Source organism: Mesorhizobium sp. M1A.F.Ca.IN.020.04.1.1 (assembly GCF_003997315.1).
Taxonomy (GTDB): Bacteria; Pseudomonadota; Alphaproteobacteria; order Rhizobiales; family Rhizobiaceae; genus Mesorhizobium.
In genome coordinates this window covers 14581-41528 of the sequence record NZ_RZSN01000020.1, presented here as the reverse complement: position 1 = coordinate 41528, position 26948 = coordinate 14581, and the positions used below count along the sequence as shown (strand labels likewise).

The following is a 26948-nucleotide window of genomic DNA, read 5'->3' as shown; positions in this document are numbered from 1 at the left end:
CCGCGGGCGCAGGCTAATCTTTGAGAGGGAGCAGGGTCGCGCGTTTCTACTTGCCATGCTGGACAAAGTTCGCAGTCCTCTCGCCGATCATAATGCACACAGCGTTGGGATTGCCGGATATGAGCGTTGGCATGACCGACGCATCCGCCACGCGAAGGCCTTCGATACTGTGGACGCGAAGCTCGGGATCAACCACTGCCATGCCGTCCTTGCCCATTCGGCAGGTGCCTGCAGGATGCAGCGCCGGATGCGCGACCTCCTGGCAGAACTTTCTCACCTGTAGTGGCGCCGCTGTCCCGGCGGACGGGATCTGCCTTGAGGCAATGTAGCGGCGGATGGCGGGTCGCTCCATGATATCGAACGCCCCCATCGTTCCTTCAACCACCGCATCGAGATCATAGGGGTCGGAAAAATACCGCGGGGCCACGCGTGGGTTGGCGTAAGGATCGGCACTTTTCAGCGTCACTTCCCCTCGAGACCGAGGCCGGATCTGTCCTAGGTTTATCGTGCAGCCGTTTCCGCCCGGGACGGCGTCGACGCCTTCCTCGATGCCCGCACCCACGACCATGAAATATTGCACATCCGGGATCGCTTCGCTTGTGTTGCCCCACCAGAACGCCCCTCCTTCGATCAGATTGGAAGAAGCCGGGCCACCCCTGAACAGTAGATAGTTCAGGCCAGCCGCGGCTTTCCAGTGCGGCCTCTTGTATTTGTCGTAGCTGTGGGGCCCGTTCAACTGATAGACGAGCGATATCTCGATATGGTCCTGCAGGTTCTGTCCGACCCCGGGCAGATCGGCAACGACAGGAATGCCATGTCCGCGCAAAGCGTCGGCCGGACCGATCCCTGATAACATCAGCAATTTCGGCGAGGCAATCGCACCTGCCGACAAGATTACTTCGCGACTGGCCATGAGGGCCCATTTGCGGCCCTTCGCTACATACTCGACCCCGACGGCCCGCCCCTTTTCGACAATTATCCGCGTGACCGTGGAACCCGTTCGAACCTGGAGATTAGGTCGGTGGCGGGCGGGTTTGATGAAGGCCGTTGCGGCGCTGCTGCGCCGCCTGTTTTTGGCGGTGATCTGGTAAAGACCGCAGCCGGCCTGATCGCCGGAATTGAAATCAGGATTATAGGGCAGCCCAGCCTGCTGGCACGCCTGCAGCCAGGCGCGTGTGAGGGGGTGGATATGGTCGATGTCGGAAACGCCTAGCGGTCCCCCTACGGCGTGGGCCTTGTTGCAGAACCGGTTGTTGTCTTCCGACCGCCGAAAGTAGGGCAACACATCATCATAATTCCAGCCATCCGCGCCGAGCGCTTCCCACCGCGCATAGTCGGATGGCGCGCCGCGGATATAGATCATCGCGTTGACGGAACTGCCGCCGCCCAGCACCCGGGCCTGGACCATCGTCGGCTGCTCAACACGGGATTGGGCTGCGGTTGGTTCCCAGGGAATCCTTTTCAATAGGGGCCCTTGTGCGGTCTTATAGTAGGCGCCCGGGATATGGATGTAGGGATTGAAGTCGCGTGGGCCTTCCTCCAGCAGGAAGACCGAGGCATCAGGATCTTCCGAAAGCCGCGCGGCAACCACGCATCCAGTCGAGCCGCCGCCAACGACTATGTAGTCACAGTTGGTCTGCATAATTTCATCCCGCGGTCGGATGCCCAAGAGCGCCGAGCCATACTTTGTCATGGGGTCGAGATCCTCTGATCGAGCTCCAGCCTGAGGTCGGGTTTCATGCCGGATTTTGGCGCGGCAGATCTCCTGTTCGATCATCGATACGACGCAATGTCGAAGCTGCCTCTGCCAATCTCGCCCAGTAGGCAAACATCGAGAGCTCATGACAAGTTCGCAACGTATGGAACATGGAAGCAATGTGACGCGCCAAGCGAGAGAGTTCGCTGTGGTGAGGTCACTCTGTGCCTGGCATCGCCAGCGCCCTGAGAGCCAGTCTTTCGAAGACACCCGATTGCCGGCTTACCCACCGGGACCGGCGCAGTTCGCAATATGGCGCAGAATTGACGTCAAGTTACGTCAAGAATCGTCCAGACGCGCACTTCTTTTGGCGTCCGCATTGTGGTGTGGTCGGGCTCAGGTTACCCTGATGATGGACGACAAAACCGTGCCGAACCAGACGAGAGACCTTTCGTTTGCCGACGACTTCATCTTCGCCAAGCTCGTCGAAGATGTCCGCGACTATCCCGTTGAAGACGCTGTCGTTGTGAATGTCAGCCCCAGCGCGATGATCACCGGAGATGAGCATCCGGCGATCGTGCCTGCCTGGAAATCGACATGGCTGAAGGGCGGGCAAATCAAATCCGCGGAACGGGCGGCGCTTCTGAAGGTGCGAAAAGCCACCAATCTCGGGGGGTGCATGTTCCGCGGCTGGGACTGGCTTGGCAATCGAATCAAGAGTTTCCCACGCGACACGCCGCTGTTCATTTCCCCGCAGGATGAGATCGGCACGGTCAGCACCGATCCTTTGGTATTCACCAACGAGCGCGCAGCACCCGGCTCCCCGCAGACGTTCACGCTCAAGCTGAACCTTTGGTGGTCGCCGGGGGACACTGACTGCTTCATTCACAATGAGCATCGCTTCCTTGAAACACACACGCAAATCCACGGCTCCGGCCGGATGCAGAAGTTTCGACTTCGTGACGAAACGACAATTTATGAAGACGTTGTGATGCCGGTCGGTTATTCGCATGACCCCTTCTGCAGGGTCAGCGGCAAGAATGAGTGGGCCTACCCATGGCACCGCTACTACGCGGATACCGATTCGGTGTGGCTCGCCATAGAACTCCACCCCTGAATTCGGCGACCCTTGGCGCGCTTCGCGGGCGGTATCAAGCATTGGCGCCGAGTGCCGTTCTCAGCGCTGTTTAAGCCGGTCAAAACCGGCCGGCTCTCGGCGGAATTTGTTGAAGTGAAGGAAAAAACATGAAGCTCGACAGCATGCGCGTTGAGGGGGCTGACAACGGCTCCGCGGCAATCGAGAACGCCTCGGTGCGGCTGCGGGCCAACGCGAACACGGACTGGTTCTTCGCCCCGAGCGGCAAAAGCCGGGCCGCGAATGTCACGCGATTGGTGCGCGAGATCGACGAGCAGCATTTTGCGCTGTCTGCCAGGGTCTCCGTCGACTTCGCCTCCGCTTACGACGCCGGCGCGATCTTCATCGAATGCGACGACAACAATTGGGCAAAGATCGCCTTCGAATTTTCTGCCGCGCGTAAGCCGACCATCGTGAGCGTGGTGACGCGCGGCACATCCGACGACTCGGACGGTCCTCGTCATTCGGGCGCCCACGTGTGGCTGCGTGCTTATTGCGATGGCGAGACGGTCGCGTTCCATTTTTCGGAAGACGGCAAATACTGGAATTTCCTGCGCTGGTTCACTCTGCCCGGCGTCGAAAGGCGGCCGGTGCGCATAGGATTGGGCGTTCAATCGCCGACGGGCGAGGGGACGACGGCTGTTTTCTCTGACGTCCAGCTTTCTGTGGCCAAGATCAGCGATCTGCGCAACGGACAATAGCTGACCGTACTTTGGCCGTTGAGGACAGCTGCCCCAGTTCGTCTCATTTCATCGATCTCGGTCGGGCAAACAGCGACTGACCGTCCTTTATGGTCGTCCGCATCGCTTTCCCTGCCAGACGCCGACGGTGATGCGAGATGGGGCAGGACACTGTGATCGGGGTCACGGATGTCACGCCGTCGCGTTACGGGGGTGGCCTGTTTCCAGGTCGCAAGAACAGTGATCCTTACGGATCGGCCGAGGTACGGGGCCTTGAGCACAAGCGCGATCGCCGCGCCAGGAGTGCAAAGGTCGCAAAGGGTGTAGTGCGGGATTTGGTTGCCACCAAGCCCGCGCAACTCATGCCATGACCCCGCTGTGTGCATTCTCGTCTTGCGCCACAAGATCGGTGCTCCGACCGCGTCGCATTATGGCCGGCTTCACTGCTCCCCGCACGAAGATGCCTGTTGACCAGCGAACGGGTTCGGCGGGCTGAAAACCAAGCGCAGCAAGCCTGTCTCGGTCATTCAGCGCCGTCATTGCGAAATGCCCTTGACAAGCTCCGCGCTTCGCAGGATGTTCATTCAGTAATAGTGACTTTCACTAGGTGAAATAAGGAACTGCAATGGCGACTGTGCTTCAAAAGGACGAGATCAAGGGGATCATCCCGCCGCTCGTTTCGACGTTTAGACCCGATGGTGATCTCGACCTGGTTCTCTTCAAGGGTGAGCTTCGGTTCATGGAAAGCGCTGGCATTCGCCTTGCCGTGGTCGGCGGAAGCACCGGTTCGGGCGATGAGCTTTCCGCAGAGGAACTCGAGCTCTTGGTGGAAACAGCCACGGCCAACAGCAAGCTGCGCGTAATCGCCGGGATAATCACAACCACCACCCGCGACGCCATCAAGCGTGGTCTGCTCGCCAAGCAGGCCGGCGCCTGTGCGCTGATGCTTGGGCCACCAATCTATAATACCCCGTCGGGCGATGGGCTGGACAAGTTCATCCAGGATGTTGGGGCGGCGACCTCGCTACCCATCATCTACTATAACCACTTCTTCAACCCCCCTGCCGTCATGCAGCGCGTAGCCCAACTGCCCGAAGTCATCTGCGTGAAGGAAGTGGCGCTGGAGCCGGTGACGGAACTCGTCCAGACCGTCGGCGACCGGGTCGCCATTGCCGCTGGCGCGGACAGCGTGAACATTGCGAGCTTTCTGTTTGGGGCGCAGGCCTCGATTTCCGGCATCAACACCGTCATCCCGAAACAGTACGGGGAGATCTTCGCCGCCCACGCGGCGGGCGACTACGTCCTTGGCCGGAAGCTGACGGACAAAATCGCGCCGCTCGCACGGGAGATGACCAAGAGCGTGAATTTCCCCGCCCGCATCAAGTTTGCCATCAACGCTCAAGGCCGCAAGGTGGGTGAACCGCGAAAGCCCAATGGCAACCTCGCCAAGGAGGACCAGGAAAACATCTTGAAGGCCCTCAAGCTTGCTGGACTGCTTGCCTAAGCCGTGGCCAGGCGCGGGCGCTCCGTCCATTGGTTGAATGAACAAGCCGAAGAAAACCATCTAAACAGGAGGGAATGTGGAATGAGCAAGGACATAAATCGCCCAAAGGCAGATTCGACCCTTATCGGGCGGCGCGATGTGCTGAAGACAGGCTTGTTGTTGGGCACCGGTATGATGCTTGCCGGGGCGGGGCTTCGCCCGGCCCTGGCCGATGAACCGAAGCGGGGAGGGACGCTCCGCGTCGGTCTAGGCGCAGCCGGGGCGAAATCGTCGCTCAACCCCTTCATCTCGACAGGCGATATGGATTTCGCCGTCGCCCAGTCGATCTTCGACCGGCTCACCGACTTCGACAAGGATGGCAATCTCTACAACAAGCTGGCGGATGACTTCACTCACAACGCCGAGGGCAACGTCTGGAAAATCAAGCTCAAGAAAGGTGTGGTCTGGCATGACGGCGCGCCTTTCACGGCCAAGGACGTCGTCTACACCATCCAGTACATCCTCAATTCTGACAACAAGGCCGATGCCTACCCCAACCTGGCGCCGCTCATGGAGCCGAAAGGGGTACGCGCGCTCGACGCCAATACGGTCGAAGTCGAATTGAAGCAGCCCTATGCGCTGCTGCCGCAAGTGCTGGGCAGCAAGGTCATGTTCCTCATGAAGGACGGCACGACCGACTTCGACAAGCCGATCGGGACCGGGCCCTTCAAGTTTGTGTCATGGTCCCGCGGTCAGCGGGTGACGCTGGCACGCAGCGATAACTATCGCACGCCCGACCAGCCATATCTCGATGGGGTCGAATTCATCGCGATCAACGACCCGACCGCGCGCATGAATGCGCTGGTGGCCAACCAGGTCGATGCCGTGGCTCAGCTCGATGGAAGTCTTGCGCGCCTGATTGAAGCAAATCCCGCACTCACCCTGCTGCGCTCGAAGAGCGGTGCCACGACCGACCAATTCATGATGACGAACCTGAAACCCTTTACGGACGTGCGCGTCCGCCAGGCGTTCCGGCTCATGATCGACCGCCAGCAACTGCTCGACAACGCATTGTCGGGATATGGCAGGATTGGCAACGACCTGCATTGCATCACGGATCCAGACTACGCCTCCGAACTGCCGCAACGCGCTTACGACCCGGATCAGGCGAAATCGCTGCTCAAGCAGGCGGGCTTTGACAATAGCCAGGCGATCACCCTCTACACCTCGGATGCCGCTCCAGGCATGCAGGCGTCGGCTACGCTCATCGCCAACCAGGCCAAGAAGATCGGCGTCAACATCGAACTTCTGGTCGTGCCGCCCGACAGCTACTATTCCGGCCCGAACTTCAAAAAGACGCAGATGGGTAGTTCGGATTGGGGACAGCACACTCTCGAATCCCAGTTCGGCCAAGGCTATGCCCGGGGTGCCTACTGGAACGAACCGGATTGGACCAGTGACGAGTTCGACAAGTGGGTAAGCAAGGCAAGAACCACGTTCGATGGCCCCAAGCGCCGCGAATATTATGTGGAGGCTCAGAAGGTCCTGTGGAACGAGGGAGCTTACATCATCTGGGGCTTCCGTGATCTTCTCGACGCCGCCAGCGCCAAGGTCAAGAATATCGTTCCCTCCACCCAGAGAAATCTCGGCTATTACCAGTTCGAAAGCGTCTATCTCGGGTAAACTGCAGCCGCCGTGGCCAGCCAAGCCGCGGCGGCTCCCTTTCTCTGAAGGTGAGACCCCTTGAATAAACCCTTGCTGCAGCTTCTGTTGACAAGAATAGTCCTGGCTGTCGTCACTCTTTTTGCCGTCTCCATTGTCGTCTTTGCCGCGACCCAATATCTGCCGGGAGATCCGGCCCGGGCAGCGCTCGGTGCCAAGGCGGACCCTTCGGCGGTGGAGGCGCTCAGGCGCGAGTTTGGCATGGATCGGCCGGCCGTCGTGCAATATGCCAGCTGGATCGGGGGCGCGCTCACCGGCGACTTCGGCCGGTCAATTCCGTCCGGCCGGCCAGTCTGGGAGACGATTGGGCCGAGGGCCGTCAACACCCTGATACTGACGGTCACATCGCTGCTCCTGCTGATACCGCTCTCCTTCGTGCTCGGCGTTGCCGCGGCGATCTACAAAGACAGATTGGCCGACCACCTGATATCAGTTCCGACAATCGTGACCGTTGCCCTGCCTGAGTTCGTAATCGGCACGGTATTGATTGTGCTTTTCGCGGTTTATCTTCGTTGGTTGCCGCCGGTTTCGCTGATCAACGACAGCCTTCCGCTTTCATCTCAATCGACCCTTTTCATTTTGCCGGTCCTGACCCTGCTCGGCACAACGCTGGCCCAGGTCGTACGCATGGTGCGGGCGGTGGCACTCGAAGTGTTGAACGCCGAATACATCTATATGGTACGGCTGAGGGGCATAAGCCCCGCGCGGGTGCTATTACGTCATGTTCTTCCCAACACGATCACACCCAGCATCCAGACGATCGCGTTGAATGCGGCCTGGTTGGCCGGCGGAGTGGTGGTCACCGAGTCCGTCTTTCAACTGCCGGGCATCGGCAGCGCGCTCTCGGAAGCGGTTATCAACCGAGACATGCCGACAGTGCTGGCCATCACGCTGATCATCACGGCGACCTATGTGCTTATCAACCTGGTGTCCGAAGCGCTGATCCTTCTTCTTAATCCAAGGCTGCGCGTGGCGCGCGGCACGACCTAGCCGGAGAGATTGACCGTATGCGCCGCTCCGTCCTGCGCCTGACCCTGGCGAAGCCAGCAGCTCGCATCGCTCTGGTCCTGGTCGTCATCATCGTTGCCCTCGCCTCGTTCGGACCATTGTTCAGTCCGTACGCCTTCGATGAAATCGTCGGGGCTCCCTTCGCGACCATAACCCACGAGCATTGGCTCGGAACCGACTTCCTGGGGCGCGACACTTTCAGTCGCTTTCTCTATGGCGGGAGGACTGTGCTCGTCGTCGCGCTTTGCGCGACCGTGGCGGCCTATGTAGTCGCGGTGCCGCTTGGCATCTACTCGGGCATGCGGCGAGGCCCGCTGGATATTTTTCTGATTGCCATATCCGACGTGATCTACGCGCTCCCGCCGGCCATCTTTCTTCTCGTCCTTCTCGCCTCGACCGGGCCAAGCCTGCCCACAGTCATCATAGGGATTGTGATCCTGCATTCACCCCGCATCTTCCGTATCGTGCGACTGATCACGATGGACATATCAAAGAACGAGTACGTCGAAGCTGCCTTCGCGCGCGGGGAAAGCTGGGCCGCAATCTGCTTCCTTGACATCCTGCCCAACGTGCTGACACCGGTCCTGGCCGACTTCGGGGTCCGACTTTGCGGGTCGATCATCCTCTACGCTTCGCTAAGCTACCTGGGCCTGGGCCTGCCACCGCCGGCGGCCGACTGGGGTCTGATAATCAGCGAAAACCGGATTGGCATCACGATCTCGCCATGGATCGCAATCGCGCCAGCTCTGGCAATTGCTGCCTTCTCCGTTGCCGTCAACGTGCTTGCCGACAGCTTTGCGCGCTCGGTCGGTCGGTCGAAAGAGATTTGAAATGACCGAAGCAATCCCGCTCGTTGTGCAATCGCTTTTCATGCATGACCTCAACGGCCGCGAAATCGTCAGCGACGTCTCCCTTCATGTGAAGCGGGGTGAAGTCCTGGCCATCATCGGTGAATCGGGATCTGGAAAGACGTCAGTCGCCTTGAGTTTGTTAGGCTTTGCGCGGCCGGGAATGCGCATTTCCTCCGGCAACATTTTGATTGGCGGCACCGACATCCTCTCACTCTCGGGCCGGAGGAAACGTGCCTTCCAGGGCGGCAAAGTATCGCTGGTTCCACAGAATCCGACCACGAGCTTCAGCCCCCGCATGTCAGTCGGCAAGCAAATGGCCGAGCTTCTTGCGGCGCACGGCCATTCGGGCACCGGCATGAAGCAACTGATGCGTGACGCGTTGCGGAGCGTCGATCTCCCAGACGATGAAAAGTTTTTGAGACGCTATCCCTTCGAGCTCAGCGGCGGTCAACTGCAACGCATCGCAATTGCCATGGCCTTCGTCACGGCTCCGCAGGTCATCGTGATGGATGAGCCCACCACGGGCCTGGACGTATCCACCCAGCAAACGATCCTTGAGTTGATAGCGAGGCTGGTCAAGTCCAGCAGCGCCAGCGTGGTCTACGTCACCCATGACCTTGCGGTCGTGAACGTCGTGGCCGACAGGGTGGCCGTCATGCTTTCTGGAAGGATCGTCGAGCAGGGGAGCCGCAGGCAGGTCTTCGCAGCACCGAGCGACGACTATACGCGCATGCTGCTCGACGCTATTCCACGACTGGTAACCGATGGTCCTGCGGCAGCGTCCGAGGCCGACGGTGCCAAAATCCAGAGCGTCCTCGAGGTGAAGAACCTGCGCGCGGCCCATGGCCACGTCGAGGTCGTGCACGGCGTTTCATTCTCGGTCGGCAAAGGCGAGTGCGTCGGCCTTGTCGGCGGCAGCGGCAGCGGCAAAACCACTACGGGCCGATGCGTGACCGGTTTGCACAGCAACGCTTCGGGCGGCTTGTTGTTCGAGGGGCATTTGATGCCGTTCGCCGTCTCAAGTCGCTCCAAGGCAGATTTGAGCGCCATGCAGATCGTCTTCCAAAATCCTGACCGCTCGCTCAACCCAAAGGAATCGATCGCGCAAAGCATCGCCCGCGCCGTTCGCCTGACGGGGCTGGCTGACAAAGCAAGGGTCGGTGCCGAAGTGCGGTCGCTTCTTGACCGGGTTCGATTACCGCAACGGGTTGTCAATCTTTACCCGGGCGATCTATCGGGAGGTGAGCGTCAACGCGTGGCCGTGGCCCGCGCGCTCGCGGTCAAACCGAAGCTTCTGGTGTGCGACGAAATCACTTCGGCTCTCGACGTGTCTGTGCAGGCGGCCGTGGTCGAGCTTCTGCTCGATCTGAAGAAGGACGGCCTTGCGATGCTTTTCATAACCCACAATTTGCCGCTGGTCTCCGAAATTGCACAATCCATCATAATCATGAAGGATGGGAGTATCGTTGAGGCGGGACGAACGAATGACGTCCTGCGTTCGCCAAAGCACTCTTACACAAGAATGTTGTTGGACGCCGCGCCGCGACTTAATTGACGACCGGCTCGACTTGGAGCACCAAAGGGCAATTGCTACGGGATTCGCTGGAACGATCTTGCCAAACGACCTGTTCACCGACGAGGAAAAAAGTGCCCGCTTCGACGCTGTCGATCGGGCGGTTGCAGTCTTGCGCGTTCTTGAGCGCTCTGATCAGCCCATGTCGCTGTCGATGATCGCGCGCGAGGTCGGGCTGGGACAGCCAACCACGTCACGTTATGTGGCCAGTCTCGTCGGGCATGGGCTGATCGAAAAGGTGAATGGAAATCGCTATGTGCTGGGCATTGGGCTTTATATTCTTGGGCAGAAATCACTCCATCGCAGAGACGTTCGAACGGTAGCCCACCCCTATCTGGAAACCTTGCATGAACAGTTCAACGAGACGGTAAGCTTCGCACTTTGGCTGCGCCACGAGGTTGTTGTCGTGGATTGTATCGAGGCCATGCAGACGTTGCGTCAGGGAGCATCCGTGGGAGTAGTCAACCCATGGCACGCCACTTCCCTCGGAAAGTCGATTCTCGCCTGGCTTGATCCGCATGAAGTGGACGTGCTGCTGAAGCAGCCGGGGCTGCCCCGTTACACCTATAACACCCTCACCACAGTCGACCAATTGCGTGCCGAATTTCCACTTATCCGGGAGCGAGGCTATGCGATCGACAACGAGGAGTCCGCCATAGGAGGACGCTGCATCGGTGCACCCGTCTTCGATCAATCGGGGCGCCCGCTCGGCGCCATCAGCATCAGTGGACCAATCGCGCGTGTTACCGACGAGGATGTCCCCTCGACCGGAGGGCGAATTGCCGAGATCGCAGGGCAGATCTCCCGTGCAATGGGGTATTCGGGGAAGCCATCCCGTGACACCAGGCGCGTCTAGGCCGCTCTTGCTCCTCGCTTTCTGGTGCGGGTCACTGGCCCGCAGCATCCTGTGCAGATTGATCTCGCTTAAGGAGGCCCCTCGTTGGCTGACCTCCTTGAACTGTGGCGGTGCGGCGCTTCGAGGCGGCCTTAGCCAAAGCCTCCGCGGCGCGCAGGGCGGCGACATTATCTGACCCCCGTGCCAGCCAAGTCAGCCTGCGCTCCCCGGCGCTGACAAAGTCCTCGACTGCAGCAAGATGCGAATCCCCGTCGCGAACCGGCACGAGCTCGTTCTTGGCTGCGTGCCGACGCATGAGCGTACCCGAAGCCTTGCCATTCAGCGTACCGTGGGCGATCAGCGTGCCGCGATCTCCAGCCACCACAACCGTGCTTTCCAGGTCGGCGATCGCAAAACTTTCGAATGCATGAAACAGACTGCCATCGTCGAGTTGGAAGGAATAGGAAATTTGGTTGGGTCTGCCATCGGCAACAGTGCAAATGGCCGAGACTTCGCGCGGTTCTCCACCCGTCAGGAACCTGGCAAGGTCGATGTCGTCGACGGACATGTCGAGATAGATGTCGCCCTCGCTGTCGAGATCGTCCTTTCTGCGCTTGGCTGCGGGCTTGTACGGTCCCTCGCGGGTAAGAAGGATCGACTGGACCTTCCCGATGTCACCATCCAGGATCAGCCTGCGCATGGTCTGGTGTATGGCCGACGCACGGAACGGGTGATGTACCGCAAGCACGATCCCGGCGGCGTCGCACAGACGCGCAAGCTCAGCGGCTACTTTGCTGTTTTCGGAGATTGGTCCGTCACAAAGGACGTTCTTTCGCGCTTTCGCCGCAGCAGTGATGTAATGGGCCCGCCGCCTCAATCGCGCGCTGACATAGGTGAACTCGACGTCAGGATCGCCGAGAGCCTCCGACAGGTTGGTCGTCCATTGCGGAATGTCGAGATCCTGAGCGAAATGAGCTGCATCCATCTTTCGGCGGCTGACCACCCACAACGGAGTATGCCCCTGCGCTCTGATGCCCGCGACCATCTGCTCCGTGGCAATGGTGCCGGTCCCCATAACTGACCACCCAGTCTTGCCGTGAATTGCCATGCCGGGCGCTCCTGATCTGGCCCCAAGTATGGGCGCATTCGCCTCTGGCAGCCAACTTCGCATCTCGTTGAAGTCTGCATTAAACTGACGTACAGATAGCGTCTGTTCGCGTCATAGGGGAGGCGATCGAGGTGAACCACATCGCGGGGGATACCGCCGCGCTCGCGGCAAATTTGAGGACCTTGTGCGATCGCCACGGGTCTGTCGCCGCTGTTTGTCGCAAATTAAACGTCAATCGGCAACAATTTAACAAATATCTCTCTGGCGCCCATGTGCCGTCCAGCGCCAATCTGCGCACGATCGCTAACTTCTTCGGATTGAGCGTTCCGATCCTCTTCTCCGACCCCGAGGAGTTCAGGACGCTCATTGATGGCAACTTTTTTCATGCGATGTCCACGGCGCGCCATCTGCCGGAGTTTGTCAACTTCCTCTCGAATATTGTCTTCGACGGTAGTGTGCAGGATTCGGAGATCCTGGGTGTCTATGACCGATATCAGTTTTCGTCGATCTATAAAGGTTTCATTCTAAAATCGGCATTCTGCCTCTATCGAAATAACAATTTTCTCCAGCATTACTATATCGAGCGGTTCCCGAGCTTCGACCGGCCGGGAAGAACGGAATACGTCTTCAAGTACTACGGGTTCAGCTTCCCAGTTGCGGACCGGCTGTTTACGGCCGATTTCGAAGGCATCCAGAGCAATGAGCTCACCTTCGGTGTCTATGCCCAGGTCAAGCGAAATGCGAAGCGTTTCATGTTCGGCATCGCCAGTGGCATTGCCGCCAATGCCTTCCGACAGCCCTATTCGACGAAGGTCGCCTTGCACTACAAGGGGCCGGGCCTGCTCCAACGTAGTCACCTCAAGGAACTTACCGTGATTGACAGGAGCGACCCAGGCATCCCGAGGGAAGTGCTGCAATATCTGGGCGACGGTTCGGACATGATCCAGATGTGAAATGCGAACCGACTAAGAGCATTACTCGTCGGCCCTATATTCGGCTTTGACGAACCCGACTTTCACGCTACCCGTTCAATCGCTTGAATGTCTTGCAGTTTAGGTGTTCAGGACGAGTTCATTCAGTGCCAACCGATGCAGCGACGGCGTCGCGGCGGCAAGGACGGGGCCTCCTTCCTCAGCTCGGCCGCCGTCGAGACGAGTGATCACACCACCTGCCTTCTCGATGATCGGGATCAGCGCGACGATGTCGTAGGGCTGCAGGGAAGGTTCAACCGCCAGATCGATCCGGCCCGCCGCTAGCATGGCGAAGGCATAACATTCCCCACCGTACCGGGTCATCTTGACCGCGCTGTTCAGCCGCTCGAAGCCAGCTTTGAGATCGCCGTGAAAATGTTCGGGGGAGTTGGTGTGGAGAATGGCGTCGGAGAGGGTGTCGATGCCACGCGTCCTGAGTGGCTGGGGCTCATCGGCGCGCTGGCGCCATGAGCCTGTTGCGTCCGCCCAGAACCGTTCGCCGATATAGGGCTGGCTGAGCATCCCCATCTCGGCGCGCCCGCGAACCGTCAGACCGATGAGCGTTCCCCAGACGGGGATGCCGCAGATAAAAGGTCGGGTTCCGTCCACGGGATCAAGCACCCAACGCCAGTCGCTACCGCCGCCCGTCTCGCCGAATTCCTCTCCAAGTACAGCGTGATCCGGGAACTCCGCCATTATGGCGGCACGCAACGCGATTTCTGCTTCTCGATCAGCCTCGGTCACCGGATCGAATCTATATCCGGGCTTCGGCTTGGTATCGACGGCAAGCTCGACCATATAGCGGGGCAGCGTCTCGGCATCCGCCAAATCAGCGAGACGGTGCAAGAATGATGGGTCCGGTGGCTTTGACATGTGTCACCTTGGCAAGGATTTAGAAGATCATTGGCTCGTCTGCTCGGAGCCGGGGAAGGCAATCCACGATTTGGAAGCTGAAGAACTGACGCTGATCTCGGAAAGCAGAACGCCCCGCAGCCCTTCGTAAACGTCTGCGATTGGCACCGGGAGCGCACCTCGCCAGTTTCGGCCGGCTTCAAGCGCAGTCGCATAATCGCTGTATAGAACGGCGAGTGCCTCGAGGTAACCTTCAGGAGAGCCCGCCGGCAGACTGGTCGCAAGTTGCGCATCCGAGGACATGTCGCCGTGGCCGCGACGATAGGTAAGGTCGCCTTCGCCGAGGCGGGACACCGTGAGTGTCTCCGGTGCCTCCTGACGCCACTCGAGGGTGGCCTTCGAGCCGACGATCTTGAAACGCAGGCCGTTGCGGTGGCCCGGAGCGGCAAGAGAGGACCACAAGAGGCCGTTGGCGCCGCCCTCGAATTCCAACTGTATCACGTCAGTGTCGTCTAGCCCGAAGGAGTCAACGGTTCGCATCAAATTGGCGTTGAGTGCGGTGCACCGGAGTCCGGAAACAAATTCGAGGATGTTGAAGGCGTGGGTTCCGATATCCCCCAGCGCGCCCGTCGGTCCTGCTTTTGCCGGGTCGCCGCGCCATATCCCGCCTTTGCCCAATTTCGACGGGTCGTTGACCAGCCATTCGAGCAGATACTCCACATGCATGAAGCGAACCTGCCCGATTGCGCCCGCGCGGATGCGAGCGCGGGCGTCTCGGACCATTGGATACCCTGTATAGGTGTATGTTACAGCGAAGAACGTCTCGTTTGCGGCAGCGATCCGCTGGAGCTCGCGTGCCTCTTCAGATGAGTGGACCAGTGGCTTTTCGCAGATGACGGGAATCCCCGCTTCGAGAAACAATTTGCACGGCTCGAAATGGAGATGGTTGGGCGTAACGATAATCGCGACTTCGATGGCATCATCGCGCGCCGCTTCCGCCGCTGCCATGTCGCCGAAGCTGAAGTAGGTGCGGTCCCAAGCCACTCCTAGGGCCTGGCCGGCTTCAATGCAGGCGTGACGGTCAGACGAGAACGCGCCTGCCACCAGTTCGAAACGATTGGTTAGCCGCATGGCAGTTCGATGCCGGCTTGCAAAAAAGGAACCTCGTCCTCCTCCAACCATACCCGCGCGAAGGCGACGTTTGCGGGGGATGTCATCTGTCAGGAGGTTCATGGGGTACTCTTGCGCATTTGGCCCGGCTCTCATCGGGTCTGGAAAGACAGGCGTCGCGCGTCGCTCAATCCGGCAGCGCCCGCGTCACGATTGAAGGCATCCTCCCACTCGCTCAATCGAGCGACAATTTCGCACGGCTCCAATCAGTGACGCACAGTGATGCGACCGTTGATGCCGTTCGATCGGAATGAGGGCCGAGCGCTCTATCGCGATAGCCGCACCGACATCATAGTCGCTCCACAAGACGCGCCGGCGCCATGCCAAAAGCGCAGCATCTCCTGCATGCAGCGGGGGCGTCAGGCACGATGAGCTGCGGATTGGTCGCGAGCCGGTTCTACCGATCCTGAAGTACATTCCAAAGCTCGCCGGCAGGATCGACTGGCGTCGTCGCCCGCAGCGCGCGCCCCTGTCGTAGGCCAAGCGTGATGTCTGTTCACGACGACATTGCGGCATGAGGCGCTTGGGATTTATATCCGCTGGGCTGGAACCGAATTGAAAGTTGCCCGAGTCCTAAGGATGTTTGGAAATGCTTGCTGAAGAACGCCAAGCGATCATTCGCGACAGACTGTCGGAGCATGGCAAGGTCCTGGCCAACGCGCTGGCTCTTGAATTTCGTGTCTCTGAAGACACTGTGCGCCGCGATCTACGCGATCTTGCCAGAGCCGGACTTTGCCGCAGGGTCTATGGCGGAGCGCTGGCAAGGGCATCGGAGGCCAAGACCGGGCCCGAGCGGTCGAGGTCCTCGACCATGGATCTCGCACCGCTGGCTGCTGCCGGAGCGAAACTCGTACAATCCGGCGCAACGATCATGATGCACCATGGAGCCCTCAGTGTTGCCTTCGCCGGCGCCTTACCCCGCGACATGTCTTTAACGATTGTGACGAATTCCCTCCTTGTCGCGACTGCTGGAAGGGCATCGTCAAGCGAGCGTCGTTCTTTTGGGCGGCTTGTACGACCAGGACAAGGGATGCTCTGTTGGAACTACCGCCCTTTCGCAATTGGAGCAGTTCAACGCCGACATGTTTTTTGTCGCCGATTGCGCGGTCCATGCTTCCGTCGGATTGACCGCCTTTGACCTTCCCGACGCCGAAATCAAGCGCGTTATGTGCCGCCGAAGCGCCGCGAGAGTAGTTGTCGCTACGGTCGAGAGCATCGCGAAAACCGCCCCCTTTCAGGTTTCGGGACCTGACGCGATCGACCATATGCTCGCTGGGCGCCAGCTTGATGCCGAGACCCTCGAACCGTTTCGACGCCAAGGCACAGTTATCCACCGAATAGCCTGAGGACTGCGACAAAATCTTTCGCAAGCCGTCGGTCCGATGTTGCCGGATGATGGATCGCTCAAGACTAGGAGCCGACAAGATCCTGCATCAGGATTTTCAACTCGCGCGCCACATCGTAGCTGTCCATCTGGTGCTGCTTTTTGCAGAACAACTCGCAACTCCACCAGCTGTCGTAGCCGGTGGATTTCACTGCAGCCACCCACTCTCTCAGGTTCAATACGCCCTTGCCGGTTTCGACATCGCGGAGAACAGGCTCGTTAGGGATGCCGCCGGTGAACGCAAGAGAGTCACAGATGTGCACTCCGTAGATGAGGTCTTTGTCCAAGCGCGCAATGCGGTCCGGGCCATCGCCCGAGGTGTAACAGTGCCAGAAATCGACGACGACGCGTATGTTGTCGCGTGCCGCTTTCCTTATGGTCCGAAGCTGCCTGTCAATTGTATTGAGTGGTGTCCAGGACAGCGCCTCATGGTAGATGACCAGGTTGCGTTGAGCAGCGAGGTCGGCGACGGCTGCCAGCCCGGACGCCGTGATGTCGATCTGCTCCTCGATCGGCAGCCCGACGACGCCTCGGTAAAGATCCTTGTGCCTCTTGCTGGCCTCGGGATCGAGAGCCGCGAGACTGATTGGACCGGTGATGACCTGAATGCCCTTCGCTCCAACCGAGACGGCGAGTTCTATCAACTCTTCCGCGTCCTTCAGCAATGCTTTGCGGGCATTGCCGTGGCGCTCCACATCGAGAAGAAATCCGATGCCTGGAATGAACATGTCATCGATCAAGCGGCGCAGCTCCTGGAAAGTGAACCCGGCATCCAGAAAAGCGCGGATCTTGGCCCCAGAGGCTTCCAGTCCGTCGAAGCCGAGCTCGCGCGCAATATCCACGTCTAGGGCCAGCGTGCCGTGTCGCGCCACGAGAGCATGCAGAATTAGCTGGTTGCGCTTCGTCGTCATTGCTGTGCCCGTCGCTTGACTACCGGATTATGTCCAATGCCAGGTCCCTGCTGGATCACGACGGTGGCATAGAGCCTCGCTGGCTCTGCGGCGCCAGGCCGATAACCACTCTGGTTGCTCATGGCTTTCACCATCGCGAGCCGATTACCCGCGCAATCAAGACATATCGCATGCCGAGGGGGAACTGCGCGGCAGCCCGAATTCGTGCGCGACCTAAGGTTCCGGTCGCGTCACATTGCGCCAAATTCGCTGCTAAGGGGGCAAAATGGCTTCCGATTAAAAACGAGCCCGCTATGCGGCTGAGTTCGCAGCCCACGGGAACCGACCGATCCCATATGTCGCAATGCTTCTTTCTCAGCGCGTCACATCGCGTCTATTAAAGCTACCCTGCGAACTTGTCGCGCAGCCACAGATGACTGCTTACTAGGCGCATGGACGAGGAGCATATCCACAATTGCCTCGCCAACAAAGACAAGAGGGTCGAACAATGAAACTGACCGGCGGGCAGATCGTCGCGAAAGCGCTCAAGGAATATGGCGTCGAATACGTGGCTGGTGTTCCCGGCCATGGCATCTGGTCTCTATTCGATGCCTTCCTGGAGGAAGGCTCGCAATTGCCCTTCATCCAGGTGATGCACGAACAAAGCGCCGTTCACATGGCGGACGGTTATTTCCGTGCAAGCGGCCGGCCAATGGCATGTTCGACATCGGTCGGGCCAGGTGCGACCAACACAATTATTGGCCTCGCCACAGCCTATTGCGATTCCACCTCGCTGTTCTACGTCTCCGGCTCGCCACAGACCTACATGCACGGCCATGGCACCATGCAGGAGATCGAGCGCCAACAGGACAATGCTTTCCCCCGCATCACCGAGCAGGTGACAAAACGGGCATGGCAAGCCCAGTCCGTGCAGGTCCTGCCGAGCATTATGCATCGCGCCTTCAACGCCATGCTCACCGGCCGCCCGGGTCCCGTGCATGTCGAGGTGCCGATGGACGTTCAGGTCGAAGCGGCCGATGTCACCATTCATCCGCTGGAAAAGCGCCTTCCCATTGGCGTGGCCTATCCCGATCCGAGCGCGATCGAGGCCGCGGTCAAGGTCCTGTTGAGTGCCGAACGCCCGGTCATCGTCGCCGGTGGCGGTGCGATCACGGCCAACGCGTCGAGCGAACTGACGCGTCTGGCCGAGCGCGTCGGCGCCGCCGTTTCGATCACCTGGAACGGCAAGGGCGCCATCTCGGAAGATCACGAGCTCTTCATTGGAGCAGTCGGCCAGACCGGCACGACCTGCGGCAACAAGATCACTGCTTCCGCAGATGTGGTCGTTTCGGTCGGCTGCCGCTTCACCGACTGGTCGGCATCTTCCTTCGCCAAGGGCGTCTCGTTCTCGATCCCTCCAGGTAAGCTGATCCATATTGACCTCGACCCGCGCGAGATCGGCAAGACCTATCCGACCGAGGTGGGGATCGTATCAGACGCAAAGGTGGCCTTGGAGGCGATCCTGGCCCTCATCTCGGAGGGCGATGCTAAGAAGGCTCTGGGCAAACGCGAGCAGTTCCTGGCCGACGTTCAGAAGGCCAAGGCGGACTGGATCGCTCAGGTGTCGCCGCGCGAAAACAGCCGCGAAACGCCTTTCACCTCCCAGCGCCCGCTGGTCGCTTTGCGCAAGGTACTCGATCGCAACGGTATTGTGGTTGTCGGTTCGGGCAATACCCAGGGCTCGGTGAAGCAAAGCTTCCCTGTCTACGAGCCTCGCACCCACCTGACCTCGGGCTCCTATTCGCCAATGGGCTGGGCGGTGCCGGCGGCGTTGGGGGCAAAGCTCGCATGCCCGGACCGCCAAGTCGTGGCGATCGTTGGCGACGGTGACTTCATGATGTCGCTGCCCGAAATGGGTACTGCCGCGATGAACGGCATCAATGTGGTCTTCCTCGTGCTGAACAATTCGGGATATATGTCGATCCGAGGCGGTCAGCGCAAGTTCATGGGCCGTCACATTGCTTCCGAATTCAACCATCACTCGGGCAATGGTCAGCCTTATTCGGCCGATATCACGGCTTCAGCGCGCGCGTTCGGGCTCGAGGCCTGGAAAGTCGAGAAGGATGAAGATCTCGAAAGCAGCCTGAAGGCAGCCTTGGAATGCGGCGGGCCCGCTCTCGTCGAAGTCATCGTGTCGCGTGACGCTGCGGGGCCGTTCGCCACCGGCTGGTGGGATTTCCCCTCGCCAGCCTACTACGAAAAAGAGCAGGCTGCTTACGCCCAGATGCGTGCACGCGAACAGCACCTCTAGCCAAATTGACGCGAGGGTTGGTCATGCGCCGCCCTCGCATGTCGCCATCCACCACATTGATGATGCGGCGCGCAAGCGCCCGCAAACCAAGAGTTATTGCCATGATACGCACGGTCAAGCCCGCCAAAGGCAGTGTCGCAGACGATGGCCAGCCCGCAGTCACCGCGACAGTCCAGGCATTGCTGGCGCAAGTCGAGAAAGGGGGCGACGCGGCAGTGCGCGAATTGTCCATCCGCTTCGACAAGTTCGACCGCGACAGCTATCGCCTGACCAAGGCTGAGATTGACGGATGCATCAACGCGTTGAGCAAACGCGAGCGCGAGGATCTCGATTTCGCCCAGGACCAGATACGCAAATTCGCCGAAGCCCAGCGGGCCACACTTCGCGATCTGGAGATCGAGACGCTACCAGGCGTAATTTTGGGGCATAAGAACATACCGATCCAGAATGTCGGATGTTATGTACCGGGCGGCAAATATCCGCTGCTTGCCTCTGCTCACATGACGGTCTTGACCGCTCGCGTGGCAGGCTGCGAACGCGTCATCACTTGCGCTCCGCCGTTTCGAGGCAAGATCGCCGACAAGATCGTCGCCGCCCAGGCCCTTGCGGGCGCGGACGAAATCTATTGCCTTGGCGGTGTCCAGGCGATCGCGGCCATGGCCTATGGCACTGAGACGATCGCTCCCGTGGATATCCTGGCCGGCCCCGGCAATGCCTACGTCGCCGAAGCGAAACGGCTGCTGTTCGGCGAAGTTGGCATCGATCTGTTCGCCGGTCCGACCGAGACCTTGGTGATTGCTGACGACAGTGTCGACGGTGAGATCGTGGCGACCGACCTGCTTGGCCAGGCGGAGCACGGCGTCAACTCTCCCGCCGTTCTGATCACCAATTCTGAGAAACTTGCCCGCGATACCCTCGATGAGATCGAGCGTTTGCTCAAAATCCTGCCGACTGCGGCTGTCGCCGGCAAAGCCTGGGAAGACTACGGCGAGATCATCCTGTGCGACACGCTGGATGAGATGGTGGCGGAAGCGGATCGCATTGCCTCCGAGCACGTGCAGGTCATGACACGTGATCCGGACTATTTCCTTGAGAGGATGAAGAACTATGGCGCTCTGTTTCTGGGCGCTCGCACCAACGTCTCTTTCGGCGACAAGGTGATCGGAACCAACCACACGCTGCCTACGAACAAGGCAGCCCGATACACAGGCGGTCTGTGGGTCGGCAAGTTCCTTAAAACCTGCACCTACCAGCGGATCGAGACCGATGAGGCGTCCGCCTTGGTCGGCCAGTACAGCTCGCGCCTCTGCATCATGGAAGGTTTCGCCGGCCACGCCGAGCAGTCCAACATCCGCGTCCGCCGCTATGGCCGGCGCAACGTTCCATACGCATCGGCAGCCGAACCGCTCTGATGCGCAACACGCCCCGGCACGCGCCCCACAGGATCGAGCCGGATCATCAAGCCACCAACGCAAGCAACAAGGGGAACTACAATGAAGCTCACCACCATCCTAGCCGCCTCGATCGCCTTCATGCCGGTTGCGGCAATGGCCGAAAGCAAGGGCAAGGTCGAAGGCATTCATCACTGGGTGTCCGAAAGCGAGGTCAAAGCGCTCAAGGTCATCACCGATAAGCTGGCCTCCAAGGGTTACACCTGGGAAGATAGCGCGGTCGGCGGTCTCAGCGGCGCCAACGCGCTGCAGGCATTGCGCACGCGTCTTGCCGCCGGGAACCCCCCGGCAACGATGCAGTTCCTTGGCTATGAAGGGCTCGACTGGGGCAAGCAGGGCGTCCTGCGCTCTCTCAACGATCTCTACACCAAGAACGGCTGGGACAAGGCGCTCGCCCCGCAGCTGCTTGCCTTTGTCAAAAACGGAGACGACTTCATTTCCGTCCCGATCAACATGCACAGGCAGAACTGGCTTTGGGCGAACAAGGCCGTTTTCGACAAGGCCGGCGTCAAGGAACCGAAGTCTTGGGATGAGCTGATCGCCGACGGAGACAAGCTCCGGGCCGCCGGTGTGGTCCCGCTCGCCATGGGTGACGAGAGCTGGCAGATCCTCGAGGTCTTCGAGGCAATCCTTGTCGACGTGAACGGGCCCGAATTCTACACGAAGGCAGTCATCGACCTGGACGAGGGCGCTCTTTCGAGCCCCGAAATGATCGCGACGTTCGACAAGCTTAGGAAGGTCCGCGGACTTGTCGATGACGGCTTCACCGGGCGTGATTGGGCCGTCGCAACGGGCATGGTCGCGGATGGCAAGGCCGCCATGCAGGTCATGGGCGACTGGGCCAAGGGCGAGTTCCTTGCCAAGGGCCTCAAGCCCGGCGTCGATTTCCTCTGCTTCCCAACGCCGACCGACAAGCCCAACTTCAAGTTCGTGATCGACGCATTTGGCATGTTCAAGGTCGATGATGCCGTGACCACAGCAGGCCAGGACGCCTGGGCAGAATCGATCATGGATCCCGAGGTGCAGAAACAGTTCAACCTGATCAAGGGTTCAATCCCGGCTCGCTCCGACGTTCCGGTCGACAGTTTCGATGACTGCGCGAAGCGTAGCTATGCTGACCGCGAGGCGGCGGTGAAGAACGGCACGATGCTCGGCGGCCTCACGGAAGGCTTTGCTGCCCAGCCTCAATTCGCCGGCGTCTTCACCGACGTCGTCGGCAAATTCTTCGTCACCGGCATGTCGTCCAAGGATGCTGTTCAGGCCCTGGTCGATGGGATCAACAACGCCCGCTAGTCCAGGCCACCAAAGCCCTGCCGGCAATCGTGCCGGCGGGGACACCGTCCGCAACAATGCTCGGCAATAGCGAGGTTGGTCAGTCCCATGTCGTTCAAAAACAAATTGGACCTATGGCTGCCGCGGCTCGTCCTGTCGCCCAGCCTGCTGGCCGTTCTGATTGCCGTCTATCTCTTCATAGTCTGGACGGCCTGGATCTCGCTATCTTCGTCCCAGATGGTCCCGAAGTTCGACTTCGTCGGGCTCGAGCAATATGTCCGTTTGTGGTCGACCCCGCGCTGGCACACTGCAGTCGCCAATCTCTTCATCTTTACGGCGTTGTTCCTGGCGATCACCATCGCACTGGGCTTGTTCCTCGCGATTCTGCTCGACCAGAAGGTGAGGGCGGAGGGCTTCCTGCGAGCCGTCTACCTCTATCCCATGGCCTTGTCATTCATTGTCACGGGCACAGCCTGGAAATGGATCCTGAACCCGGACCTCGGCCTGCAGAAGGTCGTCAACGAGCTCGGCTGGACCGGTTTTGTCTTCGACTGGATCACACAACCAAGCTTTGCAATCTACTGCGTGGTGATCGCAGCGGTCTGGCAATCGACGGGGTTCGCGATGGCCATTTTCCTGGCCGGGCTGCGAGCGATCGATACTTCCATCATCAAGGCCGCGCAGATCGAGGGAGCCAGCCTGCCGCGAATCTACCTCAGCGTCATCGTGCCGATGCTGCGCCCGGCATTCCTGAGCGTCATCGTCCTCCTGAGCTATATCTCGATCAAGAGCTTCGACCTGGTTCTGGCCCTCACAAATGCCGGGCCTGGCAGCGCCACCGAAATGCCCTCGACCTTCATGTTCGCCGCGACGTTCAGGCGCAACCAGATGGGCGTAGGTGCCGCCAGCGCCATCATGATGCTGATGACGGTCGCAGCCATCATCGTTCCCTACCTCTATTCGGAATTGAGGGAGGACCGCAATGCGCACTGAAGCACGCTCGGCGCGTCGTTCACACCAGATCGGTCGCCTGTGCATCTATGGCTCGCTGATCGCGCTCGCCGCCTTCTACCTGATGCCGCTTTGGGTGATGATCGTCACCTCGCTCAAGTCGCTGGATGAAATCTATGGCGGCTCCTTCATCGGGGTGCCTCAGGCGATCACCTTCGAAGCTTGGAACAAGGCATGGCAGGAGGCCTGCATTGGCACGGCCTGCACGGGACTGCGGCCATACTTCATCAATTCCATCCTGATGGTCGTGCCCGCCGTCATCCTGTCCACGGGGATAGGCGCGATAAACGGCTATATCCTCACGAAGTGGCGTTTCGCCGGCGCGAACGCGACATTCGGATTGTTGCTGTTCGGCTGCTTCCTGCCGTTCCAGGCCGTTATCCTGCCCATGGCGCAGCTGCTTGGTCGCCTCCACCTTTCCGGCACCATTCCGGGTCTCGTGCTGGTTCACACCGTATACGGCATCAGCTTCACGACCCTGTTCTTCCGGAACTATTTCATCACGATCCCGGACGAACTGACCCGCGCGGCTCAAATCGACGGAGCTGGGTTCTTTCGGATCTTCTTTTCAGTGATGTTGCCGACCGCGCTTCCCATCATCGTGGTCTCTTGCATCTGGCAATTCACGCAGATCTGGAACGACTTTCTTTTCGGCGTGTCGTTCACCGCAGGGCAATCATCGCCGATCACCGTGGCGCTGAACAACATCGTCAACGTGACGATGGGGCGCAAGCAATACAATGTCGACATGGCGGCCGCCATGATTGCCGCCATCCCCACCCTTCTCGTCTACGTCGTCGCGGGACGCTACTTCGTGCGCGGTCTGACCGCCGGCGCCGTGAAAGGCTAGTGCTATGTCAACGCTTGAAATCGATCGGGCCCGCAAGCTCTACGGTGACCTCGAAGTCCTGAAGGAGGTCAGTATCTCCATCGGCACCGGCGACTTCCTGGTGCTGCTCGGCCCTTCGGGTTGTGGCAAGTCCACACTGCTCAACATGATCGCCGGCCTCGAGAACATCTCAGGTGGCGAAATCCGCATCGCCGGCAGGGTTGTCAACGACCTGTCGCCGAAAGACAGGGATATCGCCATGGTGTTCCAGTCCTACGCCCTCTATCCCACGATGACCGTGCGCCAGAACATCGAGTTCGGCATGAAGATCCGCGGCGTGCCGCAAGCCGAGCGGGACAAGGCGGTCAAGACGGCGGCCGACCTGCTCCAGATGACGCATCTTCTGGACAGGAAGCCCTCGCAACTCTCGGGAGGCCAGCGCCAGCGCGTGGCAATGGGGCGCGCGATCGTGCGCCAACCCAAGCTGTTCCTGTTCGACGAACCTTTATCCAACCTGGACGCCAAGTTGCGCGTCGACATGCGAACCGAGATCAAGCGTCTTCATGCACGATTGGGAACCACAATCGTATACGTCACGCATGACCAGATCGAAGCCATGACGCTCGCCACGCGCGTTGCCGTGATGAAGGACGGCGTGGTCCAGCACCTTGACGATCCGCAGTCGGTCTACGACCGGCCGGCGAACGTATACGTGGCCAAGTTCGTGGGCTCGCCCTCCATGAACATCGTTCCGGCGAGACTTGACGTGGAAGACGGTCGGCCAGTCGCGGTGATCGACGTCCCAGGTGGGGCGGCTGCCCGCCTCTCAGGCATCCCTTTGTCTTCACAAGCGGCAGCCAAATACGCTGGGCGCAGTATTCTGCTGGGCGTTCGTCCGGAGTTGTTCAGCGTCGCCGGCGAGCAAGCCGCGCAAGCGGTCACGGTAAACATCGACGTTGTCGAGCCTACGGGCCCCGATACGCTTGCTCTTTTCCAGGCAGGCGGGGTCGAAGTCACAGCTCGTGTGCCGCCAAGGGCCGTGGCAGCCCGCACTTCGGCGACCCTCGCGGTCGATACTGGCAAGATCGTGCTGTTCGATGCCGACAATGAGCAACGCATAGACTGAGGCATCGACGTGGATCAAACAGCTGATATCGTCATTATCGGGTCAGGCATAGGAGGCGCTTCCCTGGCCCATAGCCTGGCCGGCACCGGCAGGCGCATCGTGATTCTGGAACGTGGCGAGCACCTGCGCGACGCGCCCCAGGCGCGCGACGACCGGGCGATATTTCTCGAGGGCTTCTACCGTTCGACCGAAGAGTGGCTCGGCGACGATGGGCAGGCTTTCCTGCCCGGCAACTATTACTATGTTGGAGGCAATTCCAAATTCTTCGGCGCGGTGATGTACCGCTACAGGCTTGAGGATTTCTCGCCCCGCCCGCACATGGACGGCGCCTCGCCTGGATGGCCGATCACCTACGAGGAGCTCGAGCCCTGGTACGAGCGAGCCGAGGCGATTTTCAAGGTGCGGGGTGACCCCACGCAGGATCCCACCGAGCCGCCGCGCACCGGTCCTTATCGTTTTCCGCCGGTACCCGACGAGCCGGCCATAGCGGCCGTGCGCGCTCGCTTGAAAGAGGCGGGGATCCATCCAGCCAGCCTTCCCCTGGCTATCGACATCAATGAGTGGCTTCGCCGCGCAAAGACCGGTTGGGATGCGTTTCCCAACACGGGTTCCGGCAAGATCGACGCCGAAGTTGGACCGCTGACTGCCGCGTTGAACAGCAGCAACGTCAGTCTCGTGACCGGGGCCAATGTCGTGCGGCTGGAAACCGACCCGATGGGTCGCAAGGTGACTGCCGCAGTGTTTCTAAAGGATGGTGTTGAGCGGCGGATCAGCGCTGGTATCTTCGCCGTTGCGGCCGGCGCGGTCCAGAGCGCGGCGCTCTTGCTGCGCTCGGCGAATGCCGCACATCCGCGCGGGCTGGCCAACGGCTCCGACCAACTCGGCCGCAACTTCATGAACCACAATACCACCGCCATGCTGGCGATCGATCCGCGGTCGGCCAATACGTCGGTCTACCAGAAGACCCTGGCATTCAACGACTTCTATAACGCCGATCCGGAAACAGGTTTCCCGCTTGGCAACGTGCAATTGCTTGGACATATCACCGGTAACATCCTCAAGGCCAACGCGCCCTTGCTTCCACGGTGGCTGGCGGGGCTGATAGCCCGCAATTGCTATGGCTGGTTCTTGACCAGCGAGGACCTGCCCAATCCAGAGAGCCGGGTCACGGTTCAGAATGGCCGCATCGTCATGCATTGGGTTCGCAGCAACATGCGAGCGCACGAGCTGCTGATCCGCAGGACGCGAGGTGTGATGCGAAGGGCGGGCTTCCCCATCGTTCTTACTCGAACCTTCGGCAGAAAGACGACTTCGCACCAGTGTGGCACTGCCAGGCTTGGAAGCGATCCGGAGACGTCGGTTGTGTCGCCTGATTGCCGTTCCCACGAAATTGCAAACCTCTATGTAACCGACGCTTCTGTGCTTCCGACATCCGCGGCCGTCAACCCGGCACTGACTATCGCGGCGCTCGCCATCAAGGCTGGCGCCGTCATCAGCCGGTCGTGAGGACCTCATCTTAGTATCCAGACTTGTGAATCTTGCACCTGCGTGGGTGACGCCCGAGGTCTTGGCTGAGCGGAGTTAGCAACC

Annotated in this window: 22 protein-coding genes; 17 read left to right on the top strand and 5 right to left on the bottom strand. The window is 60.0% G+C overall.

Going from position 1 to position 26948, the window contains the following annotated elements:
* Positions 1–46: 46 nt before the first annotated feature.
* Positions 47–1642: a GMC family oxidoreductase N-terminal domain-containing protein gene (locus tag EOA49_RS07130; protein ID WP_127240014.1), complete on the bottom strand. Its 1596-nt coding sequence runs from the start codon at positions 1640–1642 to the stop codon at positions 47–49.
* Positions 1643–2105: 463 nt separating this feature from the next.
* Here EOA49_RS07130 and EOA49_RS07125 point away from each other — a divergent pair, with 463 nt between their 5' ends.
* The 8 genes from EOA49_RS07125 (at position 2106) to EOA49_RS07090 (ending at position 11004) form a co-directional block, all read left to right on the top strand.
* Positions 2106–2813: a hypothetical protein gene (locus EOA49_RS07125; RefSeq protein ID WP_245460566.1), complete on the top strand. Its 708-nt coding sequence runs from the start codon at positions 2106–2108 to the stop codon at positions 2811–2813.
* A 128-nt stretch (positions 2814–2941) separates the two neighbouring features.
* Positions 2942–3532, top strand: coding sequence for a DUF1349 domain-containing protein (locus EOA49_RS07120; RefSeq protein ID WP_245460564.1), 591 nt, complete (start codon positions 2942–2944; stop codon positions 3530–3532).
* Positions 3533–4136: 604 nt separating this feature from the next.
* A complete protein-coding gene (locus EOA49_RS07115) occupies positions 4137–5015 on the top strand; it encodes a dihydrodipicolinate synthase family protein (protein WP_127240006.1) in 879 nt (292 codons plus the stop codon).
* Positions 5016–5096: 81 nt separating this feature from the next.
* Complete coding sequence (locus tag EOA49_RS07110; RefSeq protein ID WP_095826390.1) at positions 5097–6677, top strand: ABC transporter substrate-binding protein; 1581 nt, start codon at positions 5097–5099, stop codon at positions 6675–6677.
* Positions 6678–6749: 72 nt separating this feature from the next.
* Positions 6750–7706, top strand: coding sequence for an ABC transporter permease (locus EOA49_RS07105; RefSeq protein WP_245418846.1), 957 nt, complete (start codon positions 6750–6752; stop codon positions 7704–7706).
* Between the two features lie 17 nt (positions 7707–7723).
* A complete protein-coding gene (locus tag EOA49_RS07100; protein WP_095826388.1) occupies positions 7724–8554 on the top strand; it encodes an ABC transporter permease in 831 nt (276 codons plus the stop codon).
* A gap of 1 nt (position 8555) precedes the next feature.
* On the top strand, positions 8556–10130 hold the full coding sequence (locus EOA49_RS07095; protein ID WP_245460562.1) for an ABC transporter ATP-binding protein: 1575 nt from the start codon (positions 8556–8558) through the stop codon (positions 10128–10130).
* Between the two features lie 58 nt (positions 10131–10188).
* Complete coding sequence (locus EOA49_RS07090) at positions 10189–11004, top strand: IclR family transcriptional regulator (RefSeq protein WP_245322550.1); 816 nt, start codon at positions 10189–10191, stop codon at positions 11002–11004.
* A gap of 31 nt (positions 11005–11035) precedes the next feature.
* Here EOA49_RS07090 and EOA49_RS07085 read toward each other — a convergent pair whose 3' ends face one another.
* Positions 11036–12091 carry a Gfo/Idh/MocA family oxidoreductase gene (locus EOA49_RS07085; protein WP_095826386.1) on the bottom strand — a complete coding sequence of 352 codons (1056 nt, stop codon included), beginning with the start codon at positions 12089–12091 and terminating at the stop codon, positions 11036–11038.
* A 131-nt stretch (positions 12092–12222) separates the two neighbouring features.
* Here EOA49_RS07085 and EOA49_RS07080 point away from each other — a divergent pair, with 131 nt between their 5' ends.
* Positions 12223–13044, top strand: coding sequence for a helix-turn-helix transcriptional regulator (locus EOA49_RS07080; RefSeq protein ID WP_067330581.1), 822 nt, complete (start codon positions 12223–12225; stop codon positions 13042–13044).
* Positions 13045–13143: 99 nt separating this feature from the next.
* Here the strand turns inward: EOA49_RS07080 and hisN are convergent, their stop codons facing one another.
* Together hisN and EOA49_RS07070 are read right to left on the bottom strand one after the other, a co-directional pair.
* Entirely contained in the window at positions 13144–13935 is a 792-nt protein-coding gene (hisN, locus tag EOA49_RS07075) for a histidinol-phosphatase (protein WP_127243103.1), read from the bottom strand.
* Positions 13936–13962: 27 nt separating this feature from the next.
* Positions 13963–15147, bottom strand: a complete 1185-nt coding sequence (locus EOA49_RS07070) for a Gfo/Idh/MocA family oxidoreductase (protein ID WP_127239603.1) — start codon at positions 15145–15147, stop codon at positions 13963–13965.
* A gap of 893 nt (positions 15148–16040) precedes the next feature.
* On the opposite strand from EOA49_RS07070, the gene EOA49_RS33365 reads away from it, so the two are divergent.
* A complete protein-coding gene (locus tag EOA49_RS33365) occupies positions 16041–16430 on the top strand; it encodes a hypothetical protein (protein ID WP_245460560.1) in 390 nt (129 codons plus the stop codon).
* A gap of 64 nt (positions 16431–16494) precedes the next feature.
* On the opposite strand, the gene EOA49_RS07055 is transcribed toward EOA49_RS33365, so the two are convergent.
* Complete coding sequence (locus EOA49_RS07055; protein ID WP_127239605.1) at positions 16495–17379, bottom strand: sugar phosphate isomerase/epimerase family protein; 885 nt, start codon at positions 17377–17379, stop codon at positions 16495–16497.
* Between the two features lie 487 nt (positions 17380–17866).
* Between EOA49_RS07055 and EOA49_RS07050 the strand changes: the two genes are divergently transcribed.
* The 7 genes from EOA49_RS07050 to EOA49_RS07020 all read left to right on the top strand — a co-directional run bounded on the left by EOA49_RS07050 (position 17867) and on the right by EOA49_RS07020 (position 26864).
* A complete protein-coding gene (locus tag EOA49_RS07050; RefSeq protein ID WP_095832826.1) occupies positions 17867–19669 on the top strand; it encodes a thiamine pyrophosphate-binding protein in 1803 nt (600 codons plus the stop codon).
* Between the two features lie 101 nt (positions 19670–19770).
* Positions 19771–21081: a histidinol dehydrogenase gene (gene hisD, locus EOA49_RS07045; protein WP_095832827.1), complete on the top strand. Its 1311-nt coding sequence runs from the start codon at positions 19771–19773 to the stop codon at positions 21079–21081.
* 81 nt (positions 21082–21162) lie between these two features.
* Complete coding sequence (locus tag EOA49_RS07040; protein WP_127239606.1) at positions 21163–22413, top strand: ABC transporter substrate-binding protein; 1251 nt, start codon at positions 21163–21165, stop codon at positions 22411–22413.
* Between the two features lie 87 nt (positions 22414–22500).
* Positions 22501–23385 (top strand): sugar ABC transporter permease, encoded by an 885-nt coding sequence (locus tag EOA49_RS07035; RefSeq protein ID WP_164746647.1) that lies wholly within the window; start codon positions 22501–22503, stop codon positions 23383–23385.
* Complete coding sequence (locus EOA49_RS07030) at positions 23375–24253, top strand: carbohydrate ABC transporter permease (RefSeq protein ID WP_127239608.1); 879 nt, start codon at positions 23375–23377, stop codon at positions 24251–24253. Before EOA49_RS07035 ends, EOA49_RS07030 begins: the two co-directional genes overlap by 11 nt.
* Before the next feature lie 4 nt (positions 24254–24257).
* A complete protein-coding gene (gene ugpC, locus EOA49_RS07025; protein ID WP_095826377.1) occupies positions 24258–25358 on the top strand; it encodes a sn-glycerol-3-phosphate ABC transporter ATP-binding protein UgpC in 1101 nt (366 codons plus the stop codon).
* Positions 25359–25367: 9 nt separating this feature from the next.
* Positions 25368–26864 (top strand): GMC family oxidoreductase, encoded by a 1497-nt coding sequence (locus tag EOA49_RS07020; protein WP_127239609.1) that lies wholly within the window; start codon positions 25368–25370, stop codon positions 26862–26864.
* Positions 26865–26948 lie beyond the last annotated feature (84 nt).

Excerpts from the sequence above, each read along its gene's own strand:
- EOA49_RS07030 (WP_127239608.1), top strand. The coding sequence starts at position 23,375 with ATGCGCACTGAAGCACGCTCGGCGCGTCGTTCACACCAGATCGGTCGC.
- EOA49_RS07115 (WP_127240006.1), top strand. The coding sequence starts at position 4,137 with ATGGCGACTGTGCTTCAAAAGGACGAGATCAAGGGGATCATCCCGCCG.
- EOA49_RS07095 (WP_245460562.1), top strand. The coding sequence starts at position 8,556 with ATGACCGAAGCAATCCCGCTCGTTGTGCAATCGCTTTTCATGCATGAC.
- EOA49_RS07110 (WP_095826390.1), top strand. The coding sequence starts at position 5,097 with ATGAGCAAGGACATAAATCGCCCAAAGGCAGATTCGACCCTTATCGGG.
- EOA49_RS07085 (WP_095826386.1), bottom strand. The coding sequence starts at position 12,091 with ATGGCAATTCACGGCAAGACTGGGTGGTCAGTTATGGGGACCGGCACC.
- hisD (WP_095832827.1), top strand. The coding sequence starts at position 19,771 with ATGATACGCACGGTCAAGCCCGCCAAAGGCAGTGTCGCAGACGATGGC.
- EOA49_RS07120 (WP_245460564.1), top strand. The coding sequence starts at position 2,942 with ATGAAGCTCGACAGCATGCGCGTTGAGGGGGCTGACAACGGCTCCGCG.
- EOA49_RS07035 (WP_164746647.1), top strand. The coding sequence starts at position 22,501 with ATGTCGTTCAAAAACAAATTGGACCTATGGCTGCCGCGGCTCGTCCTG.
- EOA49_RS07050 (WP_095832826.1), top strand. The coding sequence starts at position 17,867 with ATGAAACTGACCGGCGGGCAGATCGTCGCGAAAGCGCTCAAGGAATAT.
- EOA49_RS07070 (WP_127239603.1), bottom strand. The coding sequence starts at position 15,147 with ATGAACCTCCTGACAGATGACATCCCCCGCAAACGTCGCCTTCGCGCG.
- EOA49_RS07040 (WP_127239606.1), top strand. The coding sequence starts at position 21,163 with ATGAAGCTCACCACCATCCTAGCCGCCTCGATCGCCTTCATGCCGGTT.
- ugpC (WP_095826377.1), top strand. The coding sequence starts at position 24,258 with ATGTCAACGCTTGAAATCGATCGGGCCCGCAAGCTCTACGGTGACCTC.
- EOA49_RS07125 (WP_245460566.1), top strand. The coding sequence starts at position 2,106 with ATGATGGACGACAAAACCGTGCCGAACCAGACGAGAGACCTTTCGTTT.
- hisN (WP_127243103.1), bottom strand. The coding sequence starts at position 13,935 with ATGTCAAAGCCACCGGACCCATCATTCTTGCACCGTCTCGCTGATTTG.
- EOA49_RS07100 (WP_095826388.1), top strand. The coding sequence starts at position 7,724 with ATGCGCCGCTCCGTCCTGCGCCTGACCCTGGCGAAGCCAGCAGCTCGC.
- EOA49_RS07130 (WP_127240014.1), bottom strand. The coding sequence starts at position 1,642 with ATGCAGACCAACTGTGACTACATAGTCGTTGGCGGCGGCTCGACTGGA.
- EOA49_RS07055 (WP_127239605.1), bottom strand. The coding sequence starts at position 17,379 with ATGACGACGAAGCGCAACCAGCTAATTCTGCATGCTCTCGTGGCGCGA.